Source organism: Nocardioides endophyticus (genome assembly GCF_039543845.1).
Classification (GTDB): Bacteria; Actinomycetota; Actinomycetes; order Propionibacteriales; family Nocardioidaceae; genus Nocardioides; species Nocardioides endophyticus.
In genome coordinates this window covers 211211-235094 of the sequence record NZ_BAABKN010000009.1, presented here as the reverse complement: position 1 = coordinate 235094, position 23884 = coordinate 211211, and the positions used below count along the sequence as shown (strand labels likewise).

Sequence of the window (23884 nt, the reverse complement as noted above, 5' to 3'; positions counted from 1 at the left end):
CGGACTGCGGGAACCGGCTCCGCCTGACACTCTTCGTCCAGCACCGTTACGAGCAAGGAGCACCTGTGCGCATCGGAATCCCCCGCGAGTCACGGCCCGGCGAGACGTTGGTCGCGGCGACCAGCACGACGGCGGTCCAGCTGCAGAAGCTCGGGTACGACGTGGTCGTCGAGTCCGGCGCCGGCGTCGCCTCCGCCCAGCCGGACGAAGCGTTCACGGCGGCCGACGTCTCGGTCGGGGGCGCGGATGACGTGTGGTCGAGCGACATCGTGGTGAAGGTCAACGCCCCGACACCCGAGGAGATCGCCCGCCTGCGGCCCGGCACGGTGGTCATCTCGATGATGGCTCCGGCGCGCAGCCCGGAGCTGGTCGAGGCGTTGGCGGCCGCGGGGGTCACGGCGCTGGCGATGGACGCGGTGCCGCGGATCTCCCGCGCCCAGTCGATGGACGTGCTGAGCTCGATGGCCAACGTCGCCGGCTACCGCGCCGTGATCGAGGGCGCGCACGCCTTCGGCCGCCAGTTCACCGGCCAGGTGACCGCCGCGGGCAAGGTGCCGCCGGCGAAGGTCTTCGTCGTCGGCGCCGGCGTCGCCGGACTGGCCGCACTGGGTGCCGCCGGCAGCATGGGCGCGATCGTCCGGGCGTTCGACGTACGCCCGGAGGTGGCCGAGCAGGTCGAGTCGATGGGTGCGGAGTTCGTCACAGTCAATGACCCGGCCATGGAGGCAGCTGCTTCCTCCGACGGCTACGCCAAGGAGATGACCGCCGAGCAGGTCGCCGCGACGGCGGCGATGTACGACGAGGAGGCGCGTGGCGCCGACATCGTCGTCACCACCGCCCTGATCCCGGGGCGCCCGGCCCCGAAGCTCGTGACCGCCGAGACCATCGCCGGGATGCGCACCGGCTCGGTGATCGTCGACATGGCGGCCGCCAACGGCGGCAACACCGAGCTCACGCGGACCGACGAGGTCGTCGTCACCGACAACGGCGTGACCATCATCGGCTACACCGATCTGGCTGGTCGTCTGGCCGCCCAGACCTCGCAGCTCTACGGCACCAACATCGTCAACCTGCTCAAGCTGATGACGCCCGAGAAGGACGGCGTGCTGGCACTCGACCTCGACGACGTCATCGTCCGCGGTATCACGGTCGCCCACGACGGCTCGACCCTGTGGCCGCCGCCACCCGTGCAGGTCTCCGCGGCCCCGGCAGCACCGGCGGCCCTGCCCATACCCGTCGCACCCAAGCCACCGCCGGACCCACGGCGGAAGGTGTTCGCCGGCGGGCTCGTCGCGGTCCTGTTCGTCCTGGCAGCGACCTACTCCCCTGCCGACTTCCTGGGCCACTTCACCGTCTTCACGCTGGCGGTCTTCGTCGGCTACTACGTGATCTCCAATGTCGCGCACGCACTGCACACGCCGCTGATGAGTGAGACCAACGCGATCTCCGGGATCATCCTGGTCGGCGGCATCCTGCAGGTCGGCTCGACCAACCCCGCCATCGCGATCATGGCCACCCTCGCCGTACTCGTCGCGTCCATCAACATCTTCGGTGGGTTCCTGGTGACCCTCCGGATGCTCGAGATGTTCCGGAAGGACTGAGCGACATGTCCGACTTTCTTACCTGGGAACACCTCGACGGCCTGATCCAGGGCCTCTACATCGTGGGCGGCGTGCTCTTCATCGCAGCGCTGGCCGGCCTGTCCAAGCACGAGACCGCGAAGACCGGCAACGTCGCCGGCATGACCGGCATGGCTCTCGCCCTGGTGGCGACCGTGCTGAAGGCGGCGCAGAACGCCGAGCTCGACTACGACGACACCCTCAACGGCGTCGGCGTCACCCTGCTGATCATCGTGCTGGCGATGAGTGCCGGCGGTGCGATCGGCGCCTGGCGGGCGCGCACCGTCGAGATGACCGGCATGCCCGAGCTGGTCGCGATCCTGCACAGCTTCGTCGGCCTGGCAGCGGTGCTCGTCGGCATCAACTCCTTCCTCGACCCGCACGCCCCCCACACGGGCTCCGAGGCGACCATCCACGACATCGAGGTCTTCATCGGCGTCTTCATCGGAGCGGTGACCTTCACCGGCTCGATCGTCGCCAACCTCAAGCTCAGCGGCCGGATGAAGTCCTCGCCGCTGGTGCTGCCGCAGCGGCACCTGCTGAACCTGCTCGTCCTGGTGGCCTCGCTGGCGCTCCTCTTCTGGTTCATGTCGTACGACGGCTGGGCCGACGACCACGCCGCGCTCGTCCCGTTGCTCGCGATGCTCGCGCTGGCGCTCTTCCTCGGCTTCCACCTGGTCGCCGCGATCGGCGGCGGCGACATGCCGGTCGTGGTCTCGATGCTGAACAGCTACTCCGGCTGGGCCGCGGCCGCAGCCGGCTTCCTGCTCGACAACGACCTGCTGATCATCACCGGCTCCCTGGTCGGCTCCTCGGGTGCGATCCTGAGCTACATCATGTGCAAGGCGATGAACCGCTCGTTCGTCTCGGTGATCGCCGGCGGGTTCGGCTCCGACGGCGCCGTCTCCGGCGAGGAGCGCGACTACGGCGAACACCGCGAGATCCAGGCCGACGCCACCGCCGAGCTCCTGGCAGGCGCCTCGACGGTGGTGATCACCCCCGGCTACGGCATGGCCGTCGCCCAGGCCCAGTACCCCGTCGCCGAGCTCACCGCCAAGCTCCGCGCCCGCGGGATCACCGTCCGCTTCGGCATCCACCCGGTCGCCGGCCGCCTTCCCGGGCACATGAACGTGCTCCTCGCGGAGGCCAAGGTGCCCTACGACATCGTGCTCGAGATGGACGAGATCAACGACGACCTGGCCGACACCGACGTCGTCCTGGTCATCGGCGCCAACGACACCGTCAACCCGGCCGCGCTCGACGAGCCCGGCAGCCCCATCGCCGGCATGCCCGTCCTCGAGGTCTGGAAGGCGCGGGACGTCATCGTCTTCAAACGCTCGATGGCCACCGGGTACGCCGGCGTCCAGAACCCGCTGTTCTTCAAGGAGAACTCGCACATGCTCTTCGGCGACGCCAAGGACCGCGTCGAGGAGATCGTCCGGAGCCTTCCCGTCTGACATTCCTCTGACTAAAGTCAGAGGAATGTCAGACGACACCGAGACCCTGCGACGGTTCAACCGCACCTACACCCAGCGGATCGGCGCGCTCGACGAGTCCTTCCTCGGCACCGGGCGACCACTCGGGGTATCTCGCCTGCTCTTCGAGATCGGACCGGAGGGCGCCGGCGTACGCGACCTGCGTGACCGGCTGACCCTCGACTCGGGATACCTGACCCGGCTGCTGCGCCGGCTGGCCGAGGAAGGGTTGGTCGACGTCTCCCCCGACCCCACGGACCGGCGTCGGCGGGTGGCGACGCTGACCGGTCCCGGGCTCCAGGCCTGGCGTGAGCTCGACGACCGGTCCGAGGCGCTGGCCCAGCAGCTGGTGGCACCGCTCACCGGGCGGCAGCGCGAGCGCCTGGTCGCCGCCCTCGCCACCGCGGACCTGCTGGTGCGCGCCGCCACGATCCAGCTGCGCGAGGTCGAGCCCGCCGATCCGGCCGCCGTCGATGCGGCTGGTCGCTACTTCGCCGAGCTGCAGCGTCGGTTCCCCCACGGCTTCGACCCGGGCGAGCCCGACCACGCCGGCACCTTCCTGCTGGCGACCAGCGACGGCCGTGCGGTGGCGTACGGCGGGGTGCGGGCGCTCTCCCCCGAGACCGGGGAGATCAAGCGGATGTGGGTGCACGAGGACTGGCGGGGTGCCGGGCTCGGCTCGCGGATGCTGCGCGAGCTCGAGCGCCTCGCCGCACGGCTCGGCCACCAGCGAGTCGTCCTCGACACCAACGGAGCCCTCACCGAGGCGATCGCGATGTACGGCCGCGCCGGCTACCTCACGGTCGAGCGCTACAACGACAACCCGTACGCCGAGGCGTGGTTCGCGAAGGACCTGTCAGACGGCGGGAGCCAGGACGGGTAGCAGCACCCGGAAGGTCGTCCCCGCGCCCGGCTCGGACTCCACCGCCATCGAGCCACCGTGCTGCTCGACGATCGCGTGGGCGATGGAGAGCCCCAGACCGCTACCGGGGATCGCGTGCTCCTGGGCGAGCGACGAGCGGAAGAACCTGGTGAAGAGCTGCTCCTGCTCCTGTCGCGGGATGCCGATGCCGGTGTCAGCCACCTCGATCACGACGTGCTCCGGCCCGACCACGAGCCGGACGCTGACGTGGCCGCCCTCCGGCGTGAACTTCACGGCGTTGCCGACCAGGTTGATCACCACCCGCTCGAGCATGTCGCGGTCCCCGAGGAACGGGGTCGGCTCGTCGGGTACCTGGATGTCCAGCTCCAGGTCCCGGCGCTCGAGCGACGGGGCGACGACCGCGCAGGCGGCCGCGATGACCTTGCGCAGGTCGACCACGCGGGCGACCATCCCGAGCCCGCCGTCCTGGATCCGCGAGAGCGTCAGCAGGTCGTCGATGAGAGAGAGGAGCCGCGAGCTGTTGGTCCCCACTCGGCGTACGGCGTCGAGCTGCTCCTCCCCGAGCTGGCCGTAGGCGCCGTCCTCGAGCATCTCGGTGTAGCCGAGGATGCTGGTGATCGGGGTCCGCAGCTCGTGGCTGACGCTGGACACGAACGCGTCCTTGACCCGGTCGACCTCCCGCAGCCGTTCGACCGCCTGGCGCTCGGTCTCGAGCGCCTCGACCAGCCGCCCCTCGGCCTCGACCCGCTCGGTGATGTCCTCGGAGGTGCTGACGTAGCCGATGACCTCGCCGCGGTCGTCGACGATGCGGTTGAGCGACATGGAGTGGCTGCGCTCCTGGCCGTCCTTGCGCAGGAACTTCATGTCACTCGGGCCCCGTCCGATCAGCGCCGCGGCCACCGTCGTGAAGTCGTTGGCGACCCCGAGCTCGGCGGCCTTCTCGGCCACACCCTTGGCACTGTGCAGGAACATCCGGGTCTGCTGGCCCTGCACCTCGGCTGCCGCGTAGCCCAGCAGCCGCTCAGCACCCGGGTTGAAGAGCGTGATCCGGCCGAGCTCGTCGGTGCCGATGATGGCGACACCCATCGAGCCGTTGACGATGCTCTGCACCCGGTCGCGCTCCGCGGCGACCTGACGGGCGTTCTCGATCTGCTCGCCGACGCTGAGCACGAACGGCACCACCACGAGCGCGCAGCCGATGATGAAGACGGCGAGCAGGATGCCCTGCATGTCCACGGGAAGCCCGTAGCGCTCGCCGACGTGCGCGAACGGACCCTGCCCGCGGGTCGTCAGCCCGATCGCGAACCCGAGGGTCACGAAGAGCTGGGCGATCGACTCGTAGGCGCCGCTGCGAAGGGCTCCCCAGGCGAGCACCGGCATGATCATGAAGACCATGGCGGGGAAGTCGTCGAGCAGGAAGACGACGGGCGTGACGGTCAGGATCAGCGCCCACTGAGCCACTCGCTCGATCGTGGGCGCGAGGCCGCGGTGGGGCCGCATCCTGCAGAAGAACGGCGTGACCGACAGCTGCGACGCGAGGCTCGACGTACCGACGGCGAGTCCCAGGAGCCAGGGGTCGCCCCACCCGGTCGCGAAGCTCGTGATGATTGCGGCGGCGGCGACGACGAAGGCCCCGATCGTGGCCGAGCCGATGTAGCGCGCCAGATCGAGGTTCGAGTAGAGCAGCGGTCGCTCACGGACACCGCCCGTGAGGATCCACCACACCACCCAGGTCTCCGCAGAGAGGCCGAGGGCGAGCCCGACCGACACATCGGCAGGGCGGGCGCTCCAGATCGTGCCGAAGGCGATGACGAACACCAGCGCGAGCACGACGGCGGTGGGTGGCCGCCGCGATACGAGCAGCGTGGCCGACGCGAGCGCCGCCGGCCAGATCCCGATCGCGTCGCCGCCCTCCGGCGCGCCGTACAGCGCGAGCAGTCCGAAGACCGTGGTCATGGCGAGGAGTCCGAGAGCAGGCCACAGCGACGACTTCGGTGCCACTCCCCACCTCCCGAGTCGTCCGCTCGACCTCGACACGGTCTCCTCATCCTCTCGCGCGCCGAGCAGTCTGGCACGCGACTTGCCGGTTCGCCTCCGCAGCCGTCGGATCCGGACGGGAGTGGCCTAGGTTGATCGGATGGCTTCGCAACACAGTTCGTATGACGTCGTCGTGGTGGGTGGCGGCCACAACGGCCTCGTCGCCGCCGCCTATCTCGCCCGCGCGGGGTTGTCGGTGCTGGTCCTCGAGCGGCTGTCCCACACCGGCGGCGCGGCCGTCTCCGCCCACGCGTTCTCGGGCCACCCGGCCCGACTCTCGCGCTACTCCTACCTGGTCTCGCTGCTGCCGGAGCAACTGATGGCCGACCTGGACCTCGACCTGCAGCTCTCGTCGCGCTCGCTGGCGTCGTACACGCCGACGATCCGCGCCGGCCGGCCCGGCGGTCTCCTGGTGGAGCGCCCGGAGGGGCCGGGCACCGAGCAGTCGTTCCGCGAACTCACCGGAGGCGCTGACGAGTACGCCGCCTGGCGGCGCTTCTACGGTGACGTCGCGGGGCTCGCCGAGGTGGTCGCCCCGACCCTGCTCCAGCCGCTCCCTCTCGAGCGCGAGATCCGGGACCAGGTGGACCCCGACGTGTGGCGCGACCTCGTCGCCAGCCCGCTCGGTGCGGCGATCGAGGCACGCTTCTCCGACGACACCGTGCGGGGCGTGGTGGCGACCGATGCGCTGATCGGCACGTTCGCGTCGATGCACGACCCGTCGCTGCTGCAGAACCGGTGCTTCCTCTACCACCTGATCGGCAACGGGACCGGCGAGTGGCGGGTCCCGGTCGGCGGCATGGGCGCGGTCACCGACGCGCTCGCCCGCGCGGCCACCTCGGCCGGTGCCGAGATCCTGACCGGCGCCGGGGTCAGCCGCATCCATGCCTCCGACGACTCGGCCGAGGTCGTCTGGGACGACGGGTCCGGCACTCACCGGGTCAGCACCCGGCACGTGCTCGCCAACGTCGCACCGTGGGTGCTGCGCATCCTGCTCGGCGGGCCCGAGGACCCGAACACGAAGCCGGCTGGCTCCCAGCTGAAGATCAACATGCTGCTCGACCGGCTGCCTCGACTGAGGTCCGGGGTCGACCCCGAGGTCGCCTTCGCCGGCACCCTCCACCTGGCCGAGGACTACACCCAACTGGAGGAGGCGTACGACGACGCGGCGGCCGGCCGGGTGCCACGAGTGCTGCCCGGCGAGATCTACTGCCACTCGCTCACCGACCCCTCGATTCTCGGCGAGGACCGGCCCGGCACCCACACCCTGACCTACTTCGGGGTGCACACCCCCTCGGCCCTCTTCGACCGTGACCCGGAGGGTGCCAAGCGGCTCGCCGTGGGCCGGGCGCTCGAGTCCCTCAACCTGCACCTGGTCGACCCGATCGAGTCCTGCCTGGCCACCGACACCGACGGCCGGCCCTGCCTCGAGGCCAAGATCCCACAGGACATCGAGCGCGACCTCGCCATGCCCGGCGGACACATCTTCCACGGTGACCTGGAGTGGCCGTGGGCGCCCAACCGCGCCCGCCTGGAGACGCCCGCCCAGCAGTGGGGCGTCCAGACCGACCTCGCCTCGATCCTCGTCTGCGGCTCCGGATCGCGGCGCGGTGGCGCCGTCTCGGGCCTCGGCGGACACAGCGCGGCGCAGGCCGTGCTCGCCTCGATCTGACGTCTCACCCTCACAGGACGTCATGCGGATGGAGTGTCCGCTTGCTCCGTCCGCATGACGTCCCGCGGTGGCGCCCCTCGATTTTTCTCGATGGTTCCCCGCTGGTATCGTTCACGTCGCTTCACCACGCGCGGCATTAGCTCAATTGGCAGAGCAGCTGACTCTTAATCAGCGGGTTCGGGGTTCGAGTCCCTGATGCCGTACAGAAAGTGCCTCTGACCTGCATGAACGCAGATCAGAGGCACTGCTCATTCCGACCCACCCCCCGGAATACAGATCACGAGGCCACATCTGCGAGCACGCCAACGGCGCCCGTAGGGCGCTGCCGGCGGTCGCTGTAGCGGTCATAGGTCGTGGACGCGCGAGCGTGGCCAAGGATGTTCGCTGCCTCCGCGCCCGTTCAGGCCCTTGGTCACCACGTCACCGACCGTAGTGCGGAAGGCGTGAGCGGTCGCCCAGGCCATCCCGGCGTCGTTGAGGAGCACCCGGAGGTGGCACGTGACGTTTCCGCCGATCGCGCTCCTTCTCGCGGCTAGCCGTGCCCCAACGGCCAGGGGTAGGGAAGACGAGTCCCTTCGTACCAAAACGCTCGGCGCGGTCGCGTAGCCGAGCCGTCAGCCACTCCGGCATCGCCACGACCCGGTCGCTGCGCGCGGTCTTGGTGCCTCGGATGCGCGCCTCTCCCACCGCCAGCAGCTCCCCGTCGTCGTCGGCGAGGATCACGACGACCCACCGCATGGGCCGACAGTGGCGGCGGTGCCATGGTGTCGATGCGATCGCATACAAGCGCGGGCAGCGGTACCTGTCGGTGGTGGTCGACCACGATTCCGGCCGGCTGGTGTGGGCCGGTTGCCCGCTGACCACGGCGTCCGGGCCGTCAGCGGGCGCCGTAGTGACTGGTGACGGTCGCCGGTGACAGCACCGTGTTGTAGAGCGCGGCCTCGTCGAGGGTCCCGGCGAAGTAGAACTGGGTGGAGTTGCTTCTCCCGAAGTTCAGGTTGGCCGCCGAGGTGAGCGCGGAGGTGCTGCCGGTCGCGGTGCCGACCGATGCGCCGTCGACGTAGAGCGCAATGGCGCCGCTGGTCTGGGTGCGGGTGAACACGACGTGGTGCCAGCTGCCGTCGTTGTACGTCGCCGACGAGACGATGGTGACGTCGGGGCTGCCGACGCCCGCGAGGATCTTCCCCGAGCACATCGAGATGCCGAAGTCGTCGCCGTTGGGACCGACGATGGCGTCGATCAGGCCGGCGCCCTGATTCCACTGGGCGCAGGCGGGGTTGTTGGCGTAATTTTGGGTCGACTTCACCCAGATCTCCAAGGAGAAGCTGCCGCTGAGCTGCCGCACGGCGGTCGCATACTGATTCGTTCCGTTGAACTGGACAGCGGTGTTCGCGTCGCCGGGCAGCGCACCAGCCACGCCCCGGGTAGGCGCGTTGAAGTACGTGCCGTTGTTGTTGGTCGCCGTGATCTCGTCCATCACCGTCGAGCCCACCGCATCGCCCATGCGCCAGTAGCTGTAGAGGCCGGTGGTGGCGAGGACCGTGTCGGCGTACACCGGCGAGACCGCTACGACGTTCGCGCTGCTTGCCGTGTCCTGGTTGCCGACGTTGTCGGACACCAGGTACTGGTACCGGTGGCAGAACCCGCCGGTCACCGTGTCGCTGAACGGCGAGGAGACCGGGTTGGTGGCGGCGGTGGTCCAGCCGCCGTAGGTGCCGCAGGTGGTGCCGGTCAGGGGGGCGGACTGCCGTTTGAGGAGGCGCGTCCCGAGGCCGGACCCACTGTCGGTGCCGGTCGTGTAGGCGACGCTGACCGTGGTGCTGGTCTGGGTGGCGTTGGGCGGGGTTACCGTGCCGGCCGAGGGGGCGGTGTCGTCGACGGTCAGGGTGAACGGCGAGTTGGAGGAGGTGCCGGCGGCGTTGTTGGTCGCCGTCACGTTCTGTGTCCCTGGTGCCGCCGGTGCGCCTGACCACGAGTAGGTGTTCACGCCTAGGGCACCCGGCGTGGAGGTCCAGTTGGTGCCGAGAGCGGGGAACCCATAGCTGGCGATTCCGGACACCGTATCGGTCGCTGTCGCGGTGGCGCTGAACGATCCGGAGGAAGCGGCCGAGCGGTAGTAGACAGTGGCTCCGGACCCGGGCCACCAGGTGTTGGTGAACAGCGTGTGGGCGAGCGACGGCGCCGCGGGTGCGGTGAGGTCGACCTTGATGTCGGGACTGGTGTACGTCGCGGCGTTGTTCAGCGTGTCGAGCACGACGTAGCGGTACTTGTAGCAGGCCTGGTCGATGACGACGTCGGTCTTCGGCGACACCGGGTCGGTCCCACCGGCGATGAGGGTGTAGGTGCCGAACGTGCCGCAACTGCCGCTGGCCAGGGTCGCGGTCGCCCGCACCAGCGTGTTGCCGGTCGTCGCCACACCGCTCGGGTCCGTTCCCTTGGCGAGGACCAGACTCAGCGTCGTCGAGGCTGCGTAGCGGGAGCCGGTGCCCACCAGGCCGCTGGCGTCGACGGAGCCGCCCGTCGGGCCTACCAGGTCCTGGCCCACGGAACCGAGGCTGTAGTGGCTGGCGATTGTTCCCCCGCTCAGCGGGGTGTTGTAGAGCACGACCTCGTCCAACGAACCGAGGAAGAAGTTGCTGCCTCCCAGGACGCGTCCGAAGCTGATGCTGGTCGGACTGGTGAGCGCCGCGGTGTGGGCGGTGGCGGTCCCGGCGGCAGCCCCGTCGACGTACAGCGCCAGCGCGCCGGTCGACTGGGTGCGCGTGAACACCACGTGGTGCCAGGCACCGTTGTTGTGGCCGCCCGAGGTCGACACGATCGATACGTCAGGTGTGCCCACTCCCGCGACCAACCGGCCGTCGGAGCGCAGCGAGACACCGAAGTCGTTGGCCGCCCCTGGGACCGAGGCGTCGACCAGGCCGGCACCCGCCGACCAGTCGCTTCCGGTGCCGATGCCTTGGGTCGACTTGAACCAGAACTCGATGGAGAAGTCGTCGGAGATCTGGCGTGCGGCTGTGCTGAAGTCATTCAACCCGTCGAAGGAGGCAGCGGTGTTGGACTCGCCGGCGATCGCGCCGGTTGCGCCCAGGGTCGCCCCGCCAAACCAGGTGCCGTGATTGCTGCTCTTGGAGTCGATCAGCGGCGGGCTGATCCGGAAGTTGTCGACGTGGAAGCCGAGGAGGTTGGTCACAGTTGTCGCCGCACCGCCGAACCCGAAGAGGACCCCACCGCGGCCGGCGGCGGAGATGGCGGAATCGGTGGCCGAGATCAGCTGCACTCCGTCCACCAGGACCCGGATCGTCGTGCCGCTCATGTCCAGGGCAAGCCGGTACGTCGTCAGCGACGTCAGCGCCTGCGTCGCCGATTCACCCAGCCAGTCGAACGAGCCGTTGACTCTCTTGTACAGAACCCACTTCTGTCCCGACTGTTCGTAGCGCACCAAATAGTAGGTGCCATTGGCGTTGCTGGGATCCATCCGACCGACCACGCCGGCCATGTCTCCGGCGAGGTTTGACCTCACGTAGACGTCGGCCTCAACGGTGTAGTTCGGGGTGGCGGGCTGCGCGGAGGCGGAGTAGAGCGACTGCCCGGTCGAGGTGCCATTCTTGCGGAGCCGGCCGGCGTCGGTGAGCACGGCATCGGCGTTCGACGAGGCATGCTTGGTCCACGTCGCCCCGACCTCGCCGTTACGGCTCTGCAGGGTGGCGCCGGCGGTCCCGGCCATCGAGTCGGCGGATGTCGTGGCCTCGCCCATCCGGTAGTAGCTCACCAGACCGTTCGCGGTGTTGATCGTGTTGACGTAGGTCCGCGGCAACACGGACACGACACTGGCGCTGGTGGCGATCTGCTGGTTGCCGACGTGGTCGTCGATGACGTACCGGTACTGGTAGCAATAGTCCTGGGCCACTGGGTCGCTGACCGGCGAGCTGGGGTTGATGCCGCCGGCCACCGTTGCGAAGGAGCCGAAGGGACCGCAGGTGCTCCCGGTGAGGGCAGCCGACGCCCGCTGGAGCAGTCGGGTCTCGATGCCGGCGCCGCCGTCGCTGGCAGACAAGGTGACAGTCACTGAGGTTCCCGTGGAGCTGCCATCCGGATAGCTCACAGACGCGGTAGGCGCTGTCGAGTCGTTGATCATGCTCAGCGTCGTGGGCGCGGAGTTCCCGTCCGCGTCGCGCCCCGTGACGGTGACCTGGGGCGACGTGGTGGTCGCGGCGCTCCAGACGAACGGGTTGGACTCGTACGGTCCTCCGGACGGCGTCGAGACCGTCGACCCGGTGTGAGTCCAGCCGGTTGAGGTGCCGGTCAGGGTGCTCGTCTGGCTGGAGGCAGGACCCGGTCCTGCATCGGTGACGGCGTTGGTGACCCGGAGGCTGCCCGCAGCGGCGCCGCGGTAGTAGACGGTGCCGCTGCTCAGGAAGGCACCGCCCGTCACCGACGAGAGCGTGATCGCGTTGACTGGCGCGGTGGGGTCGACGACGACCTGCGCCGTCGCGCTCTTGGCGCTCTCCAGACCTTGCCAGTTGGTCGCGAAGACCGGGGTGATGGCGTACTTCCACGACCCGTTGGGCACATTGCTCTCCACGCAGGACGTTGCCGTGACCGTCCCGGCGCACGCCGACAGGATCGTCTGCGGGGCGAGTGTGCCAGCGTCGTAGCGCTTGACGAGGTAGCCGCTGACCGCCTGACCGCTCGACAGGGTGCCGGGGGTCCAGCTCACAGTGAGGGTGTGCCCTACGGCGCTGACGCTCGGGGTTGCACCTTGGTTGAGAGCCGAAGCCGCGGCGGCGCCGTTGCCGCCAGGCACCGAGCCGGAGGTCCAGTAGGCCCAGGCCGTGGCCGCCACGATGGTCAGGGCGACCGCAGCTGCGAGCGTCGCCAGGTGCCGCTTCACGGGCCGGCCGTGAGGTACACCGTGAAGGTGGCGCCCTGGCAGGCGTTGGCCGCGGAGGCTGTCATCGAGAGTGCGTTGGTGAGAGTGACCGACAGGCTCCCGCTGCCGGCGACGGTCCAGCCCGCGCCCGCGTTGGTATGGGTCGCGAACGACAGGGCAGACAGGACACACCCAGCATGCGCGCCGTCGACAGCGAAGCCGCCGGACCCTCGGCTGGTGTCCAGCGCAAGAGAGCCGACCCGGACGCTGGCGAGGTTGGGATTGGTGATGGTCAGTGCCACCGACGCCTGTCCGCCGGGGAACAGCGCCGCCGACGGGGTGGCCGGGCTCAGCGTCACTGATGCCGTGGTGGCGGTGCTCCCGGAGTCCGAGCCGCTTCCCGACGCAACCCAGTACGCCGTCGCGGAACCGGCCGCCAGGAGGACGAGGAGGATCATCAGGGCCAGCGGAATCGCTCCGCGCGCGGCATGTCTCGGGGCGACCCTCACCCTGACCACGCTCGGTATCCGCGGTAGCTGAGCTTGAGGCTGGCGCCCTTGCAGCCGTCCTGGTTCACCGGCCGGTTGCGCATCGTGAGGCGTGGCCACTGCCACCCCGGAACGCCGAGGCGAACCAGATTGGTGAACCCGTCATCGGGCACAACGAACGGACGTGCCCGCATCGGCCGGACCCGGAAGTCCGCCCGAGTGCACGGATATTCTGGGCTTGCCTGCGGAGCGGTGATGCTGCTGATGGTGACCCTGACGTGACGCAGCGAGACGGCTTTCAGTCCTTGGTTCGTGAACCCGAGCCTGACGCGCGACGAGACGCCGGGCCGGAGCGGTTTCCGCGTCGTCCCGCTGATCTTGACCGAGGTGCCCCATGCCACGTGCGGCTGGTGGGGGTGGGAGGTCGACCAAGCGGTGCCGCCCATGGGCCGGTAACGGTCGGCCAGGCCCCAGACCGCCAGCAGCGCGCCGAACAGCGCAACTGGAAGTCCAACCAGCAGGCCGACCAGAATCGCGCGGCGTCGTGTTGTCGGCATGGTCATCTCGCCCCTTTCGCACCTGAAGGTGGCGGCCCGACGCGTGGGCCGGACCGCCACCTGGATTCAGCGGGTCAGCTGCTGGTGTAGACGAGCGGAACCGTGACGCTCTTGCAGTTGTCCTGGTTGGTTGCAGCGTTCACCAACTGGATGGAGCCACCGCCCCAGGTCGTTCCGGTAATGACATCACCGTTGGTAGCGGTCGGCTGGACCAGCTCGAAGTCCGCTTCAGTGCAGGCGGGAGCCCCGAGGTCGGCCTGTGCGTCCCAGTCCACCTCGATCGCCACCGAGACCTGGCCGACATAGGTCGGCCCGTCGTTGTCGTTGGTGAAGGTGCCGGAGAGAGCGACGGGTTCGCCGCCGGGATACAGCGCATCGTCCGCCAGAGCCGTCTGGACGATCGTGACGACCTCACTGGTCCCGGTGTCCGCCGAGCCCCCTCCCTCGCCCCCCGCGGTCCAGTAGGCGAAGGCAGCGCCGCCGACGATCACGAAGGCGGCGGTGAGGGCGACGATCTTCTTCTTGGTGAATGTAGCCATGGCGAATCCTTCAATGTGGAGGCAACGCTCTCCCCCATGGGCGACCACAGTGCCGGGCGGTTGCCCAGCAAGGTTCGGTCGTTTCGCTCAGTGTGTGCCGTTACCCGAGAAATGCGACCAAAACAGCAGATTCAGGCAATAAAAGGACCGGTCAACCATTTCCAGGCCCAGTTGCGCCATCTGGCCTGGTCATTCGTGACCACGACCTCGAGCCGATCGGCCCCCATGCGGAAGCCGGGACCGGGAAACGAGACTGGCGACTGCCGCGGTGTACGTACGAGCGTTACGCGAGCGAGGTCCAGGTCGTCGAACCGAAGTTGCGGTTTACGACCGGCAGCACGCCGCTGGCCCCGAAGGCCTCGTGCTCGCCCACGTAGGCCTCACCCGGAACTCCACCAACTGCTTACGGACCTCGTCGGGCGCCGCGCGCGATCGCTTCGACTTCTGTCCACGGGATCACCTCGACCGGGTTGTGCCAAACGCCATCGACGCCAAACCCGAGCACGCCAGCCGTGCCGAGGATCCGCTCCCCCGTCTCCGGGTCGTGGTGATTGGTGCCCGACCAGCCGGCCTCCCGAGCGTGGGCGACCTCGGCGCGGTCGATCAGGATAGGCCAGCGGCCAACCCGACCACGAGCGCAGCAGCTCGTGCTGCCGCCTGCGGCCGGTCACGATGGTCGGCTGTCACGCCAGCACGCCACCTCGACGTCGGCACCCTCAACAGTGGTGCCGGCGACGTCGTGGTGTCGGTCTCGAGCTGACGCAGTCGACGCACTGTCGCCTGGTCGAGTCCGGTCAGCTGCATGACGTCCTTGACCGCGAGCCGCTCCGCGAGGAGTCGCTCGATCGCGGCCGTGGCCGCGATCTCAGCAGCGACGACGGCCTGCTAAGCCTCGCTGCGCGCTTCCCAGGCCACCTCGACGTCGACCCACCGCTTCGTCGATGCGCTGCTCCCGGGCCAGCTGCTCCGGGTCCAGCCTCACCCGGCGCTCCCGTGCCGCCTGCAGCCGGGCATCCCGAGCCCGATCCCGACCCGCCAGTGCCTGCGGCGCCTTTCCCACTGGAACCACCTCTTCCTTGATTCGGAACGTCGCGAAATCCGCCGCGACCCTTCACAAGCACGAAGCCACCTCGACCGACCCCGATCGGACACCTAGACGGCGTCGAGTTTCGAATTGCACCGAGTCCCTCCACAACCGGCAATGTCCTCAGGTCGCCAGGTGCGGCCGCCGGCTGAGGCCGGGCGTTGCTTGTCGATCAGACCCAGTGCCGACATGGGGGTCGAAGCGACGGCAGGTGGTGCCTCAGTCTGCCGTGTCGCGTGGTCGGGGGTCACCCGAGTTCCACCCCCGAAAAACCCCCGGAATTGAGAATGCGAGCAGATGATCTCCGCGGATGGCAGATGAGAGGATTCACGCTCAAATCAAGGGCTCACGTGATCCGCGATGAGCCTCGGTGAACGCCCAGAAGCACTATCACTCCTACTCAGCGGGTTCGGGGTTCGAGGCCCTGAGGCCGTACCACCGTCGAAGGGCCGGGAACCGACAGGTTCCCGGCCCTTCGTGCGTCTCGGCGCTCAGCACGAAGAGCCATGGCAGAATTCTCAGCATGACGATTCCGCCGAAGGTACAGCTGTCGATGCGGATCATCCTGGGCGAGACCCAGCCAGCCTGACGTCATGGCGAGCCTCCTGTCGTTCCAGTCCCGCAACAGCGTGCTGTCGCTGTGGTCGGAAGGCTCGGTGCTCAGCATCGGATCCGTCGGGTCCGCGCTGTCGGTGGCCAGCGTGGGCTCCTTCGCGTCCTTCCTGTCCATCGGGTCGTCGATGAGCCGCCTCTCCGTGCTGTCCCACCAGAGCGACTCGTCGGTGCTGTCGAACCAGTCGAGCTGGTCCATCCTCTCGTCGCAGACCAAGGGAACGCGCCCGATGCTCCTCGTCATCCCCGCCGCGATCACCGCAGCGACGTCGTACGCCGTGATCCGCCGCCGCGGTTGACATCGACGAGCATGCTGGAGGCATGGAGATCCAGCAGGCGCTCGATGCCGTCCGCGCCAACCGCCAGGCGATCCTGACGACGATCAAGCACGACGGCCGACCGCAGCTGTCCAACGTGCTCGCCGGGGTCGGCGACGACGGACTGATCCGGATCTCGACCACAACGGACCGGGCGAAGTACGTCAACCTTCTTCGTACGCCGTGGGCCGCGATCCACGTCAACGGCGGGGACTTCTGGTCGTACGCCGTCGTCGAGGGTGAGGTGACGGTCTCCGAGGTCGTGGCAGACGCGCACGACGCCGCTGCCGACGAGTCGGTCGACCTCTACCGCTCGCTGGCCGGCGAGCACGAGGACTGGGAAGACTATCGAGCCGCCCTGGTGCGGGATCGCCGTGTGGTGGTGCGGGTCGCGCCGACCCACGCCTACGGCATGCTGCGCTGACCGAGACGTAACTCCCCCGCTGCGGGCCTCGGCGAGGCAACGGACACCGACGGCTGCAAGGGCGAGTCCATGCCGCTCGGCACCAAGGTGACCTGCAACGAGGGCGGCAGCGTCTCCGACGAGGGCACCCGCATCGCGACCGGCGCCCCCGGCGTGCCCGGCGACCTCGGCAAGGAGCTCGCCTACGTGGGCACACTCCGGCATCAAGGGACTGCGCCTGGTGAAGAGCACCGCGCCCTTCTCGCTCGTCCGGTGAACAGGGCCTCTGAGCAGGGCTACAGGTAGAGGCCGGTTGCCTGGTCGCCGACCCGCTCGGCCGCGACAGCATGCACGTCGCGCTCGCGCATCACGACGTACAGCTCACCGTGGACCTCGACCTCGGACTTGTCCTCGGCATCGAAGAGGACCCGGTCGCCGACCTCGACCGCCCGGGCCTGGGGGCCGACAGCCACGACCCTCGACCAGGCGAGGCGGCGCGCACCCATGGCGGCCGTGGCGGGGATGACGATGCCGCCGGAGGACCGGCGTTCGCCGGCCTCTCGGTCGAGCTCGACGAGGACCCGGTCATGGAGCATCTTGATCGGTGTCTTGCTGTCCAACGAGTCGCTCACGAGCTCAGCTGACGACCTTCCGGATAATCGCGAACACCGCGACCACACCGACGACGCCACCGACGACCTTGAGGATGTTGTCGGTGCGCGGCTGGCCGGTCTGCGGGTCCACGAAGTGCGCCTTGATGCTGCTGACCTCGCGGCTCACGATGGTCTTCGGGTGCGCCCGGTAGAGGAGCTGGTCGATCGTCGTCGCCAGTTGCTCCCTGGTCTGCTCGATCTCGCGCTCGAGAGCGGACAACGAGTCGTCCTTAGCCACTGGTTCTCCTCTGTCGACGGGTGCGGGTCGAGGTTATCAACCACGCCGTACCCAGGTCAGGGTCGGGGCATCGCCGTACGAGGGTCGAAACCGAAGGGCAGCTCGAGCCGGTGGGCCCGCATCAGGGCATCGTCGGTGAGCACGTCGTACGTCGAGCCGTCGGCCACGATCGTCCCGCCGCTGAGCACGACCGAGCGCGGGCACAGCTCCAAGGCGTACGGCAGGTCGTGCGTCACCATCAGCACGGTCACGTCGAGGGAGCGCAGGATGTCCGCGAGCTCGCGCCGCGAGGCGGGGTCAAGGTTCGACGACGGCTCGTCGAGCACCAGGATCTCGGGCTCCATCACCAGCACGGTCGCGACGGCGACCCGACGCCGCTGCCCGAAGGACAGGTGGTGCGGCGGGCGGTCGACGTACTCCGCCATGCCGACCTGCTCGAGCGCGTGCATCACCCGGCGGTCCAGCTCCTCGCCCTTGATCCCGAGGTTGGCCGGACCGAAGGCGACGTCGGCGCGCACGGTGCCCATGAAGAGCTGGTCGTCGGGGTCCTGGAAGACGATGCCGACCCGGCGCCGGATCTCGGTGAGGTTGGCCTTCTCGACCGGGAGGCCACTGACGGACACTGACCCCGCGCCGGCGGCGTGGATGCCGTTGAGGTGCAGCACCAGCGTGGTCTTGCCGGCACCGTTGGGCCCGAGCAGGGCCACCCGCTCACCCTGGTGGACGTGCAGGTCGACGCCGAAGAGCGCCTGGTGGCCGTCCGGGTAGGCGTAGGCCAGGCCGCGGACATCGAGGACGGGAGTTGTCATGACTTGGGCATTCTGCCGGTGTACCCGCGCGACAGCATCGCCAGGTGCACCCGCTCGCCGCGCTCGTAGGACCGGATGAAGAGCGCACCCGCCGAGCGGGCCAGGACCGGCCAGTGCTTCGGGTTGCGCGCCGAGAAGCCGCGGGACTCGCGCGCGACCTTCATCCGCTGCATCTCGCCGGTGACCACGTCGAGGTAGCGGACCATGAACGACATGATCTGCACGAGCTGCTGCGGCAGCCGGAGCCGCTCGAGACCGAGCAGCAGCTCTTGCGGCTCGGTGGTCGCTGCGAGGGTCAGGCTGGCGAGTACGCCGAGGGTGCCCTTGATGAGCAGCGCGATGCCGGCTTCGAGGCCGTGCTGGCTGACGCTGACCCCGAGCACCTCGGTCTGCGGCCCGGTCGCCACGAACGGCAGCAGCACCGCGAAGAAGACGAACGGGACCTCGACGACCGCACGCTTGAGCAGGTACGTCGGGGGCACCCGGGAGACGCCGACGACGACCGCGATGAGCAGGAAGTAGCAGCCGAAGACCGGGTACCAGTCGCGCGGCGTCGCCACCACGGTGATCATGAACGCCAGCAGCGCCAGGATCTTCAGGTGCGCGGGAGCACGGTGCACGGGCGAGTGCCCGTGGAAGTGGAGCTTGTGGCCGTGCCCGGCGCCCACGTCAGGCCGCTGGCTGGTGGTCGCGACGCCGTACGACGTAGACGAGGCCGGTGCCGAGACCGGCCACGACGAGCACTCCGACAACACCGGCGATGCCTGTCGCCAGCCGGTCGTTGCCGACGTCCTTGGCCGAGTAGCCCGCCAGCGGGCTGTCCTTGGCGCCGTGTTCGGTCTCGGCGCTGGCGAATCCCTTGTCCTCCGAGACCTTGGTCAGCCCGTCGGGCGAGCCCGAGGCGTAGAAGCTGACGATGCCGGCGAGCACCAGCGCGGCCGCGGCGATGCCGAGGGCGACCCACTTGGTCGAGACGTTCTTCATGCGGGGGCTCCCGTCGTCGAGGAGGGCTTGATCTCGAGCTCACGCTTCGCGAGCAGCCCGCGGGCGCCGTACACGAGGTCGGGGCGTACGGCGAGGATCGCGCCGACCGAGAGGAAGGTGATGATGCCCTCGCCGATGCCGATCAGCAGGTGCACGCCGACCATGGCCGTCGCGAGGCTGCCGAGCGGGATGTGCGTCGCGCCGCCGACCGCGTAGAGCCCCACGAAGAGCAGGGAGGCGACCGGGACCGAGAGGAAGGCGCCGACGCCAGCCTGGATCGGGACCAGCGACAGCCGCTTGGGCAGGACTGCCTGCAGCACCTTGAAGACCAGCCAACCGACGGCGACGGTGGTCAGCCCCATCAAGGTGATGTTGGTGCCGAGCGCGGTGATGCCGCCGTCGGCGAAGAGCAGGCACTGGACAGCGAAGACCACACTCAGGCACAGGATTGCCGACCACGGGCCGATGAGCACGGCGGCGAGCGCGCCGCCCATCAGGTGACCACTGGTCCCGACACCGACCGGAAAGGTGATCATCTGGGCGGCGAAGACGAACGCCGCGACAAGCCCGACCATGGGCGCGGTCTTGTCGTCCAGCTCCTTGCGGGCCTTGACGAGAGCGGTGCCGACACAGACGGCCGCGATGGCGCCGGTGGCGACGGAGGTCGGGGCGTCGAGGAAGCCGTCGGGGACGTGCATGCGCTCTCCTGCTCAGCTGGCGTGGCTCTGGGGATAAGTTGGTGGCACCCGAGATCGTGCTCAGCGTACGTTATTGCACATTATTTGCGACAAGGAGTCCATCCCTGTGAGCCAGCCCGCGCGCCTCTCCCCCGGTGACACCGCCCCCGAGTTCACGCTCACCAACGACGCCGGCAAGGAGGTCGCCCTCGGCGACTTCCTCGGCCGCAAGGTGATCGTCTACTTCTACCCGGCGGCGATGACCCCGGGTTGCACCAAGCAGGCGTGCGACTTCACCGACTCGCTGTCCTCGCTGCAGGCTGCGGGCTACGAGGTCGTCGGCATCTCGCCCGACAAGCCGGAGAAGCTGGCGAAGTTCCGGGAGCGCGACGGCCTCACCATCACGCTGCTGTCCGACCCGGACAAGCTCGTGATGAAGGAGTACGCCGCGTTCGGCGAGAAGAAGCTCTACGGCAAGGTCGTCGAGGGCGTCATCCGCTCCACGGTCGTCGTCGACGAGGACGGCAAGGTCTTCCTGGCGCAGTACAACGTCAAGGCCACGGGCCACGTCGCCAAGCTGCGCCGCGATCTCGAGTTGAACCTGGCTGACGAAGAGCCTCGCTGAGAGCTGGCGGGGGTTTCCCCGGCCGCCCGGGGAAACCTGCCGACACGCCGTTGCGGCAACGGCGTGTCCGGAGGTTCCGGCCGACAACCCCCGCCGTACGACGGTCTGAGAGACTGCCGTCGCGCGCCCGTAGCCCAATTGGCAGAGGCACCAGGTTTAGGTCCTGGCCAGTGCGAGTTCGACTCTCGCCGGGCGCACCAAGTCTCCGCGCAATATGACGGCGGTCACGAGGGGGTCCGCGCATGGACTCCGCCCTCACGACGGTCGCACTTCCCCTGGCGCTCGGGATCATCATGTTCGGACTCGGGCTGTCGCTCACCCCAGCCGACTTCCGCAGGGTGGCGAGCGCCCCGAAGGCCGTGGCGGTCGCACTCGGCTGCCAGCTGATCCTGCTGCCGTTGGTCTGCTTCGGACTGGTGAAGCTGCTCGACCTGCCGCCGTTGCTCGCGGTCGGCATGATGCTGCTCGCCGCCTCGCCGGGCGGGACCAGCGCCAACCTCTTCAGCCACTTCTTCCGCGGCGACGTGGCGACGTGGCGCTCAACGTCACCCTGACCGCGGTCTACTCGATCTTCATGTTCGTGTTCGCCACGCTCTGGGCGTCCCGCTCGCCACGCGGCTGGCCAAGGCGCCTCAGCCGGTCTGACGCTCTTCCTCGCGCAGACGCGGGGTCGTGGTGAGCTCGGGCCGGAAGCCGGTCTTGTCGGCGAAGAACTCGCGGATCCGGTCCATGTCGGCCACCACGTCGCCGGTCGGTGCGAAGGTCGGACCCCAGCCCACGGTGCGCGACGGTGCGTCGAGGAAGGCGAGCGTGATCGGCAGGCCCGTCTGCTGGGAGATCCGGTAGAAGCCGGACTTCCAGTACTCCCCCTTGCTGCGGGTGCCCTCGGCCGCGATGCCGAGCAGGAAGGTCTCGTCGGTCTCGGCGTCGGCCAGCAGCGTCCGGATCGTGGCGCCCGGGTTGGTCCGGTCGAGCTCCACCGCGCCGCTGGCCCGCATGATCGGCGCCAGCGGCCCCTTGAAGAACGAGTGCTTGACCAGCAGCCGGATCTGCACGTTGTTGTCCCAGGCGAGCAGCATGGTCAGCACCCAGTCCCAGTTGGACGTGTGCGGGGCGCCGACCAGGATGCCCTTGCGCGGCACCTCGCCGACGGTCTTCCAGCGCGACAGCTTCAGCAGCAACCTCGCCAGGTTGCGCCGGATGAAGAAGTGGCGCGTCATCGCAGGATCCGAGCGACGATCGGCGACATCCGGCGCAGCGCCCAGCCTCGGTGCGAGATCGCGTCCTTGTCCTCGATGCTGAGCTCTGCGGTCGTCAGGCCAGGACGCGCCTCGGCCTCGAACAGCACGTCATAGCCGAACCCGCCGCTCCCCCGGACCTCCCGGATGACCCGACCGGGCATGGTGCCGCTGGTCAGCTCCTCACCGTCGCGGTGGCAGAACGCGACGGCACAGTGGAAGTGCGCCGTACGCCGCTCGTCGGGCACGTCCTCGAGCTGGGCGAGCAGGAGCTCGTTGTTGCGCTGGTCGCTCTTGGGGGGACCCGACCAGCGGGCCGAGAGCACGCCCGGCATCCCGTTGAGCGCGTCCACGCACAGCCCGCTGTCGTCGGCGAGCGACGGCAGCCCGGTGGCCAGTACGCCGGCGCGCGCCTTGAGCAGCGCGTTGCCCTCGAACGTCGCCTGATCCTCGACCGGCTCGTCGTAGCCGTCGACCTGGTCGATGCCCAGGACCTCGACGTCAGGGAGGTGCTCGCGGAGGATGCGCTCCATCTCCGCGATCTTCTTGAGGTTGCGCGAGGCGAGGAAGACCCTCATCTCGCCAGCGCGTCCTGCTGGAGGCGGGTGAGGTCGACACACCCCTTCTCGGCCAACGCCAGCAGCGCGTCGAGCTCGGCGCGGTCGAACGCCGCACCCTCGGCGGTGCCCTGCACCTCGACGAACTTGCCCTCGCCGGTCATCACGACGTTCATGTCGGTCTCGGCTCGGACGTCCTCGACGTACGGCAGGTCCAGGCGGGGTACGCCGTCGATGATGCCGACGCTGATCGCGGCGACGGAGCCGGTGAGCGGCTCACCCTTGAGCGCGCCGGTCGAGCGGAGGTGCGCGATCGCGTCGGCGAGGGCGACGTATGCCCCGGTGATCGCGGCGGTGCGGGTGCCACCGTCGGCCTGGAGCACGTCGCAGTCGAGCTGGATGGTGTTCTCGCCGAGCGCCTTGTAGTCGATCACCGCGCGCAGCGAGCGGCCGATCAGGCGGCTGATCTCGTGAGTGCGGCCGCCGATGCGACCCTTCACCGACTCACGGTCGGAGCGGGTGTTGGTCGACGCCGGGAGCATCGCGTACTCCGCCGTCACCCAGCCGAGCCCCGAGCCCTTGCGCCAGCGCGGGACGCCCTCGGACGCCGAGGCAGCGCACAGCACCTTGGTCTTGCCGAACTCGATGAGGACGGAGCCCGCCGCGTGGTCGAGCCAGTTGCGGGTGATCGTCACCGGTCGCAGCTCGTCGTCGGCCCGGCCATCTTCGCGTGGGGTGCTCATGGGGGCGACCCTAGTAGGCGTCGCCCCCCGAGGCTCACTTCACCTCGGCACGCAGGATCCTGCCGATGCCGAAGCAGAGCGGCAGTCCGAGCCAGACGATGCCGGACACGACCAGCTGCGCCCAGTCCTTCCCCGAGCTCGACCAGTCCCAGATGGCCCCCTGCGCCGACTGGAAGTCGATCCACGGGGCGAGCTTCTCGAACCAGCCCATCAGCGCGGCAGCGACCGCGAACAGCCCGGGCAGCACCCACTTGTAGCGGAAGAAGACCACGATGGCGGCTGAGGTGTTCAACAGCAGCGCGGCCAGTGCGAAGCCACCGAGCATCGCGAGGACCTGGGTGATCAGGAATGCGCCCAGGTCCGGCCAGCCGAAGGTCCAGTCGAACTCCCCCTGGAGCAGCCCGTACGACAGGTTGGCGACGAGTCCGATCACGATCGAGACCACAACGGTGATGAAGGTCAGTACGACTCCGACGGCAGCTTCGCCGCGATCACCAGCGTTCGACGCGGCTCGAGGGCGAAGGTCACCATCGCGCTGCGCTGGCTCCACTCCGTGGTGACGAGCATGATCCCCAGCACGGGGAGCAGGAACGACGTGAGGAACGCGGCCACCCCGATGAAGTCGCCGAACTGCATGGGCTCGTCCTGCGCGGCGGTCACGGCGACAGCGATGATCTCCGCCGCGAGCACGAGCAGGCCGATCGACATGATGAGCCAGAAGCCGGCCCGGGTGTCGTACGACTTGCGCAGCTCCACCCGGACCAGCCGGAGGAACGGCGTGGGTGCCGTCCCAGAGATGTCCAC

The 23884-nt window shown here is 69.0% G+C and carries 26 protein-coding genes and 2 tRNA genes; 11 read left to right on the top strand and 17 right to left on the bottom strand.

Annotated features, from left to right (window positions below; translation table 11 throughout):
• Positions 1-65 precede the first annotated feature (65 nt).
• Genes ABEA33_RS07115 through ABEA33_RS07105 form a run of 3 tightly spaced genes read left to right on the top strand, consistent with a single transcriptional unit; the run spans position 66 to position 3977 of the window.
• On the top strand, positions 66-1601 hold the full coding sequence (locus ABEA33_RS07115) for a Re/Si-specific NAD(P)(+) transhydrogenase subunit alpha (protein ID WP_345526028.1): 1536 nt from the start codon (positions 66-68) through the stop codon (positions 1599-1601).
• A 5-nt stretch (positions 1602-1606) separates the two neighbouring features.
• Entirely contained in the window at positions 1607-3076 is a 1470-nt protein-coding gene (gene pntB, locus ABEA33_RS07110) for a Re/Si-specific NAD(P)(+) transhydrogenase subunit beta (RefSeq protein ID WP_345526027.1), read from the top strand.
• Positions 3077-3101: 25 nt separating this feature from the next.
• Positions 3102-3977, top strand: coding sequence for a bifunctional helix-turn-helix transcriptional regulator/GNAT family N-acetyltransferase (locus tag ABEA33_RS07105; RefSeq protein ID WP_345526026.1), 876 nt, complete (start codon positions 3102-3104; stop codon positions 3975-3977).
• On the opposite strand, the gene ABEA33_RS07100 is transcribed toward ABEA33_RS07105, so the two are convergent.
• Positions 3951-5933 (bottom strand): ATP-binding protein, encoded by a 1983-nt coding sequence (locus ABEA33_RS07100; RefSeq protein WP_345526025.1) that lies wholly within the window; start codon positions 5931-5933, stop codon positions 3951-3953. The two genes, ABEA33_RS07105 and ABEA33_RS07100, sit on opposite strands and share 27 nt — an antisense overlap.
• A 181-nt stretch (positions 5934-6114) precedes the next feature.
• Between ABEA33_RS07100 and ABEA33_RS07095 the strand changes: the two genes are divergently transcribed.
• Both ABEA33_RS07095 and ABEA33_RS07090 read left to right on the top strand, forming a co-directional pair.
• Complete coding sequence (locus ABEA33_RS07095) at positions 6115-7686, top strand: phytoene desaturase family protein (protein WP_345526024.1); 1572 nt, start codon at positions 6115-6117, stop codon at positions 7684-7686.
• Positions 7687-7816: 130 nt separating this feature from the next.
• Positions 7817-7889: transfer RNA gene (locus tag ABEA33_RS07090), tRNA-Lys, on the top strand.
• Between the two features lie 217 nt (positions 7890-8106).
• Here ABEA33_RS07090 and ABEA33_RS07085 read toward each other — a convergent pair.
• From ABEA33_RS07085 to ABEA33_RS07065, 5 genes are all read right to left on the bottom strand, one after another.
• Complete coding sequence (locus ABEA33_RS07085; protein ID WP_345526305.1) at positions 8107-8424, bottom strand: hypothetical protein; 318 nt, start codon at positions 8422-8424, stop codon at positions 8107-8109.
• 139 nt (positions 8425-8563) lie between these two features.
• The gene (locus ABEA33_RS07080; protein WP_345526023.1) at positions 8564-12577 is read right to left on the bottom strand and encodes a LamG-like jellyroll fold domain-containing protein; all 4014 of its coding nucleotides are present in this window, start codon (positions 12575-12577) and stop codon (positions 8564-8566) included.
• Positions 12574-13014, bottom strand: coding sequence for a hypothetical protein (locus ABEA33_RS07075; protein ID WP_345526022.1), 441 nt, complete (start codon positions 13012-13014; stop codon positions 12574-12576). Before ABEA33_RS07075 ends, ABEA33_RS07080 begins: the two co-directional genes overlap by 4 nt.
• A 47-nt stretch (positions 13015-13061) precedes the next feature.
• Positions 13062-13607, bottom strand: a complete 546-nt coding sequence (locus tag ABEA33_RS07070) for a hypothetical protein (RefSeq protein WP_345526020.1) — start codon at positions 13605-13607, stop codon at positions 13062-13064.
• 68 nt (positions 13608-13675) lie between these two features.
• Entirely contained in the window at positions 13676-14140 is a 465-nt protein-coding gene (locus tag ABEA33_RS07065; protein WP_345526019.1) for a hypothetical protein, read from the bottom strand.
• Between the two features lie 1677 nt (positions 14141-15817).
• Between ABEA33_RS07065 and ABEA33_RS07060 the strand changes: the two genes are divergently transcribed.
• From ABEA33_RS07060 to ABEA33_RS07050, 3 genes are all read left to right on the top strand, one after another.
• On the top strand, positions 15818-16135 hold the full coding sequence (locus ABEA33_RS07060) for a hypothetical protein (protein WP_345526017.1): 318 nt from the start codon (positions 15818-15820) through the stop codon (positions 16133-16135).
• 22 nt (positions 16136-16157) lie between these two features.
• Complete coding sequence (locus tag ABEA33_RS07055) at positions 16158-16577, top strand: TIGR03618 family F420-dependent PPOX class oxidoreductase (protein ID WP_345526016.1); 420 nt, start codon at positions 16158-16160, stop codon at positions 16575-16577.
• A 69-nt stretch (positions 16578-16646) separates the two neighbouring features.
• Positions 16647-16862, top strand: coding sequence for a hypothetical protein (locus ABEA33_RS07050; RefSeq protein ID WP_345526015.1), 216 nt, complete (start codon positions 16647-16649; stop codon positions 16860-16862).
• Here the strand turns inward: ABEA33_RS07050 and ABEA33_RS07045 are convergent.
• Genes ABEA33_RS07045 through ABEA33_RS07020 form a run of 6 tightly spaced genes read right to left on the bottom strand, consistent with a single transcriptional unit; the run spans position 16853 to position 19938 of the window.
• Entirely contained in the window at positions 16853-17152 is a 300-nt protein-coding gene (locus ABEA33_RS07045) for a GroES family chaperonin (protein ID WP_345526297.1), read from the bottom strand. The genes ABEA33_RS07050 and ABEA33_RS07045 overlap by 10 nt on opposite strands.
• Positions 17153-17192: 40 nt before the next feature.
• Positions 17193-17447: a DUF3618 domain-containing protein gene (locus ABEA33_RS07040; RefSeq protein ID WP_345526014.1), complete on the bottom strand. Its 255-nt coding sequence runs from the start codon at positions 17445-17447 to the stop codon at positions 17193-17195.
• A gap of 56 nt (positions 17448-17503) precedes the next feature.
• Positions 17504-18256, bottom strand: coding sequence for an energy-coupling factor ABC transporter ATP-binding protein (locus tag ABEA33_RS07035; protein ID WP_345526013.1), 753 nt, complete (start codon positions 18254-18256; stop codon positions 17504-17506).
• The gene (gene cbiQ, locus ABEA33_RS07030; RefSeq protein WP_345526012.1) at positions 18253-18924 is read right to left on the bottom strand and encodes a cobalt ECF transporter T component CbiQ; all 672 of its coding nucleotides are present in this window, start codon (positions 18922-18924) and stop codon (positions 18253-18255) included. The genes ABEA33_RS07035 and cbiQ overlap by 4 nt, the downstream gene beginning before the upstream one ends.
• Before the next feature lies 1 nt (position 18925).
• Entirely contained in the window at positions 18926-19240 is a 315-nt protein-coding gene (locus ABEA33_RS07025; RefSeq protein WP_345526011.1) for a PDGLE domain-containing protein, read from the bottom strand.
• Positions 19237-19938, bottom strand: coding sequence for an energy-coupling factor ABC transporter permease (locus tag ABEA33_RS07020; RefSeq protein ID WP_345526010.1), 702 nt, complete (start codon positions 19936-19938; stop codon positions 19237-19239). Before ABEA33_RS07020 ends, ABEA33_RS07025 begins: the two co-directional genes overlap by 4 nt.
• Positions 19939-20044: 106 nt before the next feature.
• Here ABEA33_RS07020 and bcp point away from each other — a divergent pair, with 106 nt between their 5' ends.
• From bcp to ABEA33_RS07005, 3 genes are all read left to right on the top strand, one after another.
• Positions 20045-20542, top strand: a complete 498-nt coding sequence (bcp, locus tag ABEA33_RS07015; RefSeq protein ID WP_345526009.1) for a thioredoxin-dependent thiol peroxidase — start codon at positions 20045-20047, stop codon at positions 20540-20542.
• A gap of 123 nt (positions 20543-20665) precedes the next feature.
• A tRNA-Leu gene (locus ABEA33_RS07010) sits at positions 20666-20742 on the top strand.
• Between the two features lie 42 nt (positions 20743-20784).
• Positions 20785-21096: a bile acid:sodium symporter family protein gene (locus ABEA33_RS07005; RefSeq protein ID WP_345526008.1), complete on the top strand. Its 312-nt coding sequence runs from the start codon at positions 20785-20787 to the stop codon at positions 21094-21096.
• Between the two features lie 78 nt (positions 21097-21174).
• Here the strand turns inward: ABEA33_RS07005 and ABEA33_RS07000 are convergent, their stop codons facing one another.
• From ABEA33_RS07000 to ABEA33_RS06980, 5 genes are read right to left on the bottom strand one after another with little or no spacing between them, the layout of a single operon-like run.
• Entirely contained in the window at positions 21175-21762 is a 588-nt protein-coding gene (locus tag ABEA33_RS07000; RefSeq protein WP_345526007.1) for a lysophospholipid acyltransferase family protein, read from the bottom strand.
• Positions 21759-22358, bottom strand: coding sequence for an RdgB/HAM1 family non-canonical purine NTP pyrophosphatase (rdgB, locus tag ABEA33_RS06995; RefSeq protein WP_345526006.1), 600 nt, complete (start codon positions 22356-22358; stop codon positions 21759-21761). Before rdgB ends, ABEA33_RS07000 begins: the two co-directional genes overlap by 4 nt.
• The gene (gene rph, locus ABEA33_RS06990; RefSeq protein ID WP_345526005.1) at positions 22355-23080 is read right to left on the bottom strand and encodes a ribonuclease PH; all 726 of its coding nucleotides are present in this window, start codon (positions 23078-23080) and stop codon (positions 22355-22357) included. Before rph ends, rdgB begins: the two co-directional genes overlap by 4 nt.
• Before the next feature lie 34 nt (positions 23081-23114).
• Positions 23115-23513: a hypothetical protein gene (locus ABEA33_RS06985; RefSeq protein WP_345526003.1), complete on the bottom strand. Its 399-nt coding sequence runs from the start codon at positions 23511-23513 to the stop codon at positions 23115-23117.
• A gap of 26 nt (positions 23514-23539) precedes the next feature.
• Entirely contained in the window at positions 23540-23884 is a 345-nt protein-coding gene (locus ABEA33_RS06980) for a hypothetical protein (protein WP_345526001.1), read from the bottom strand.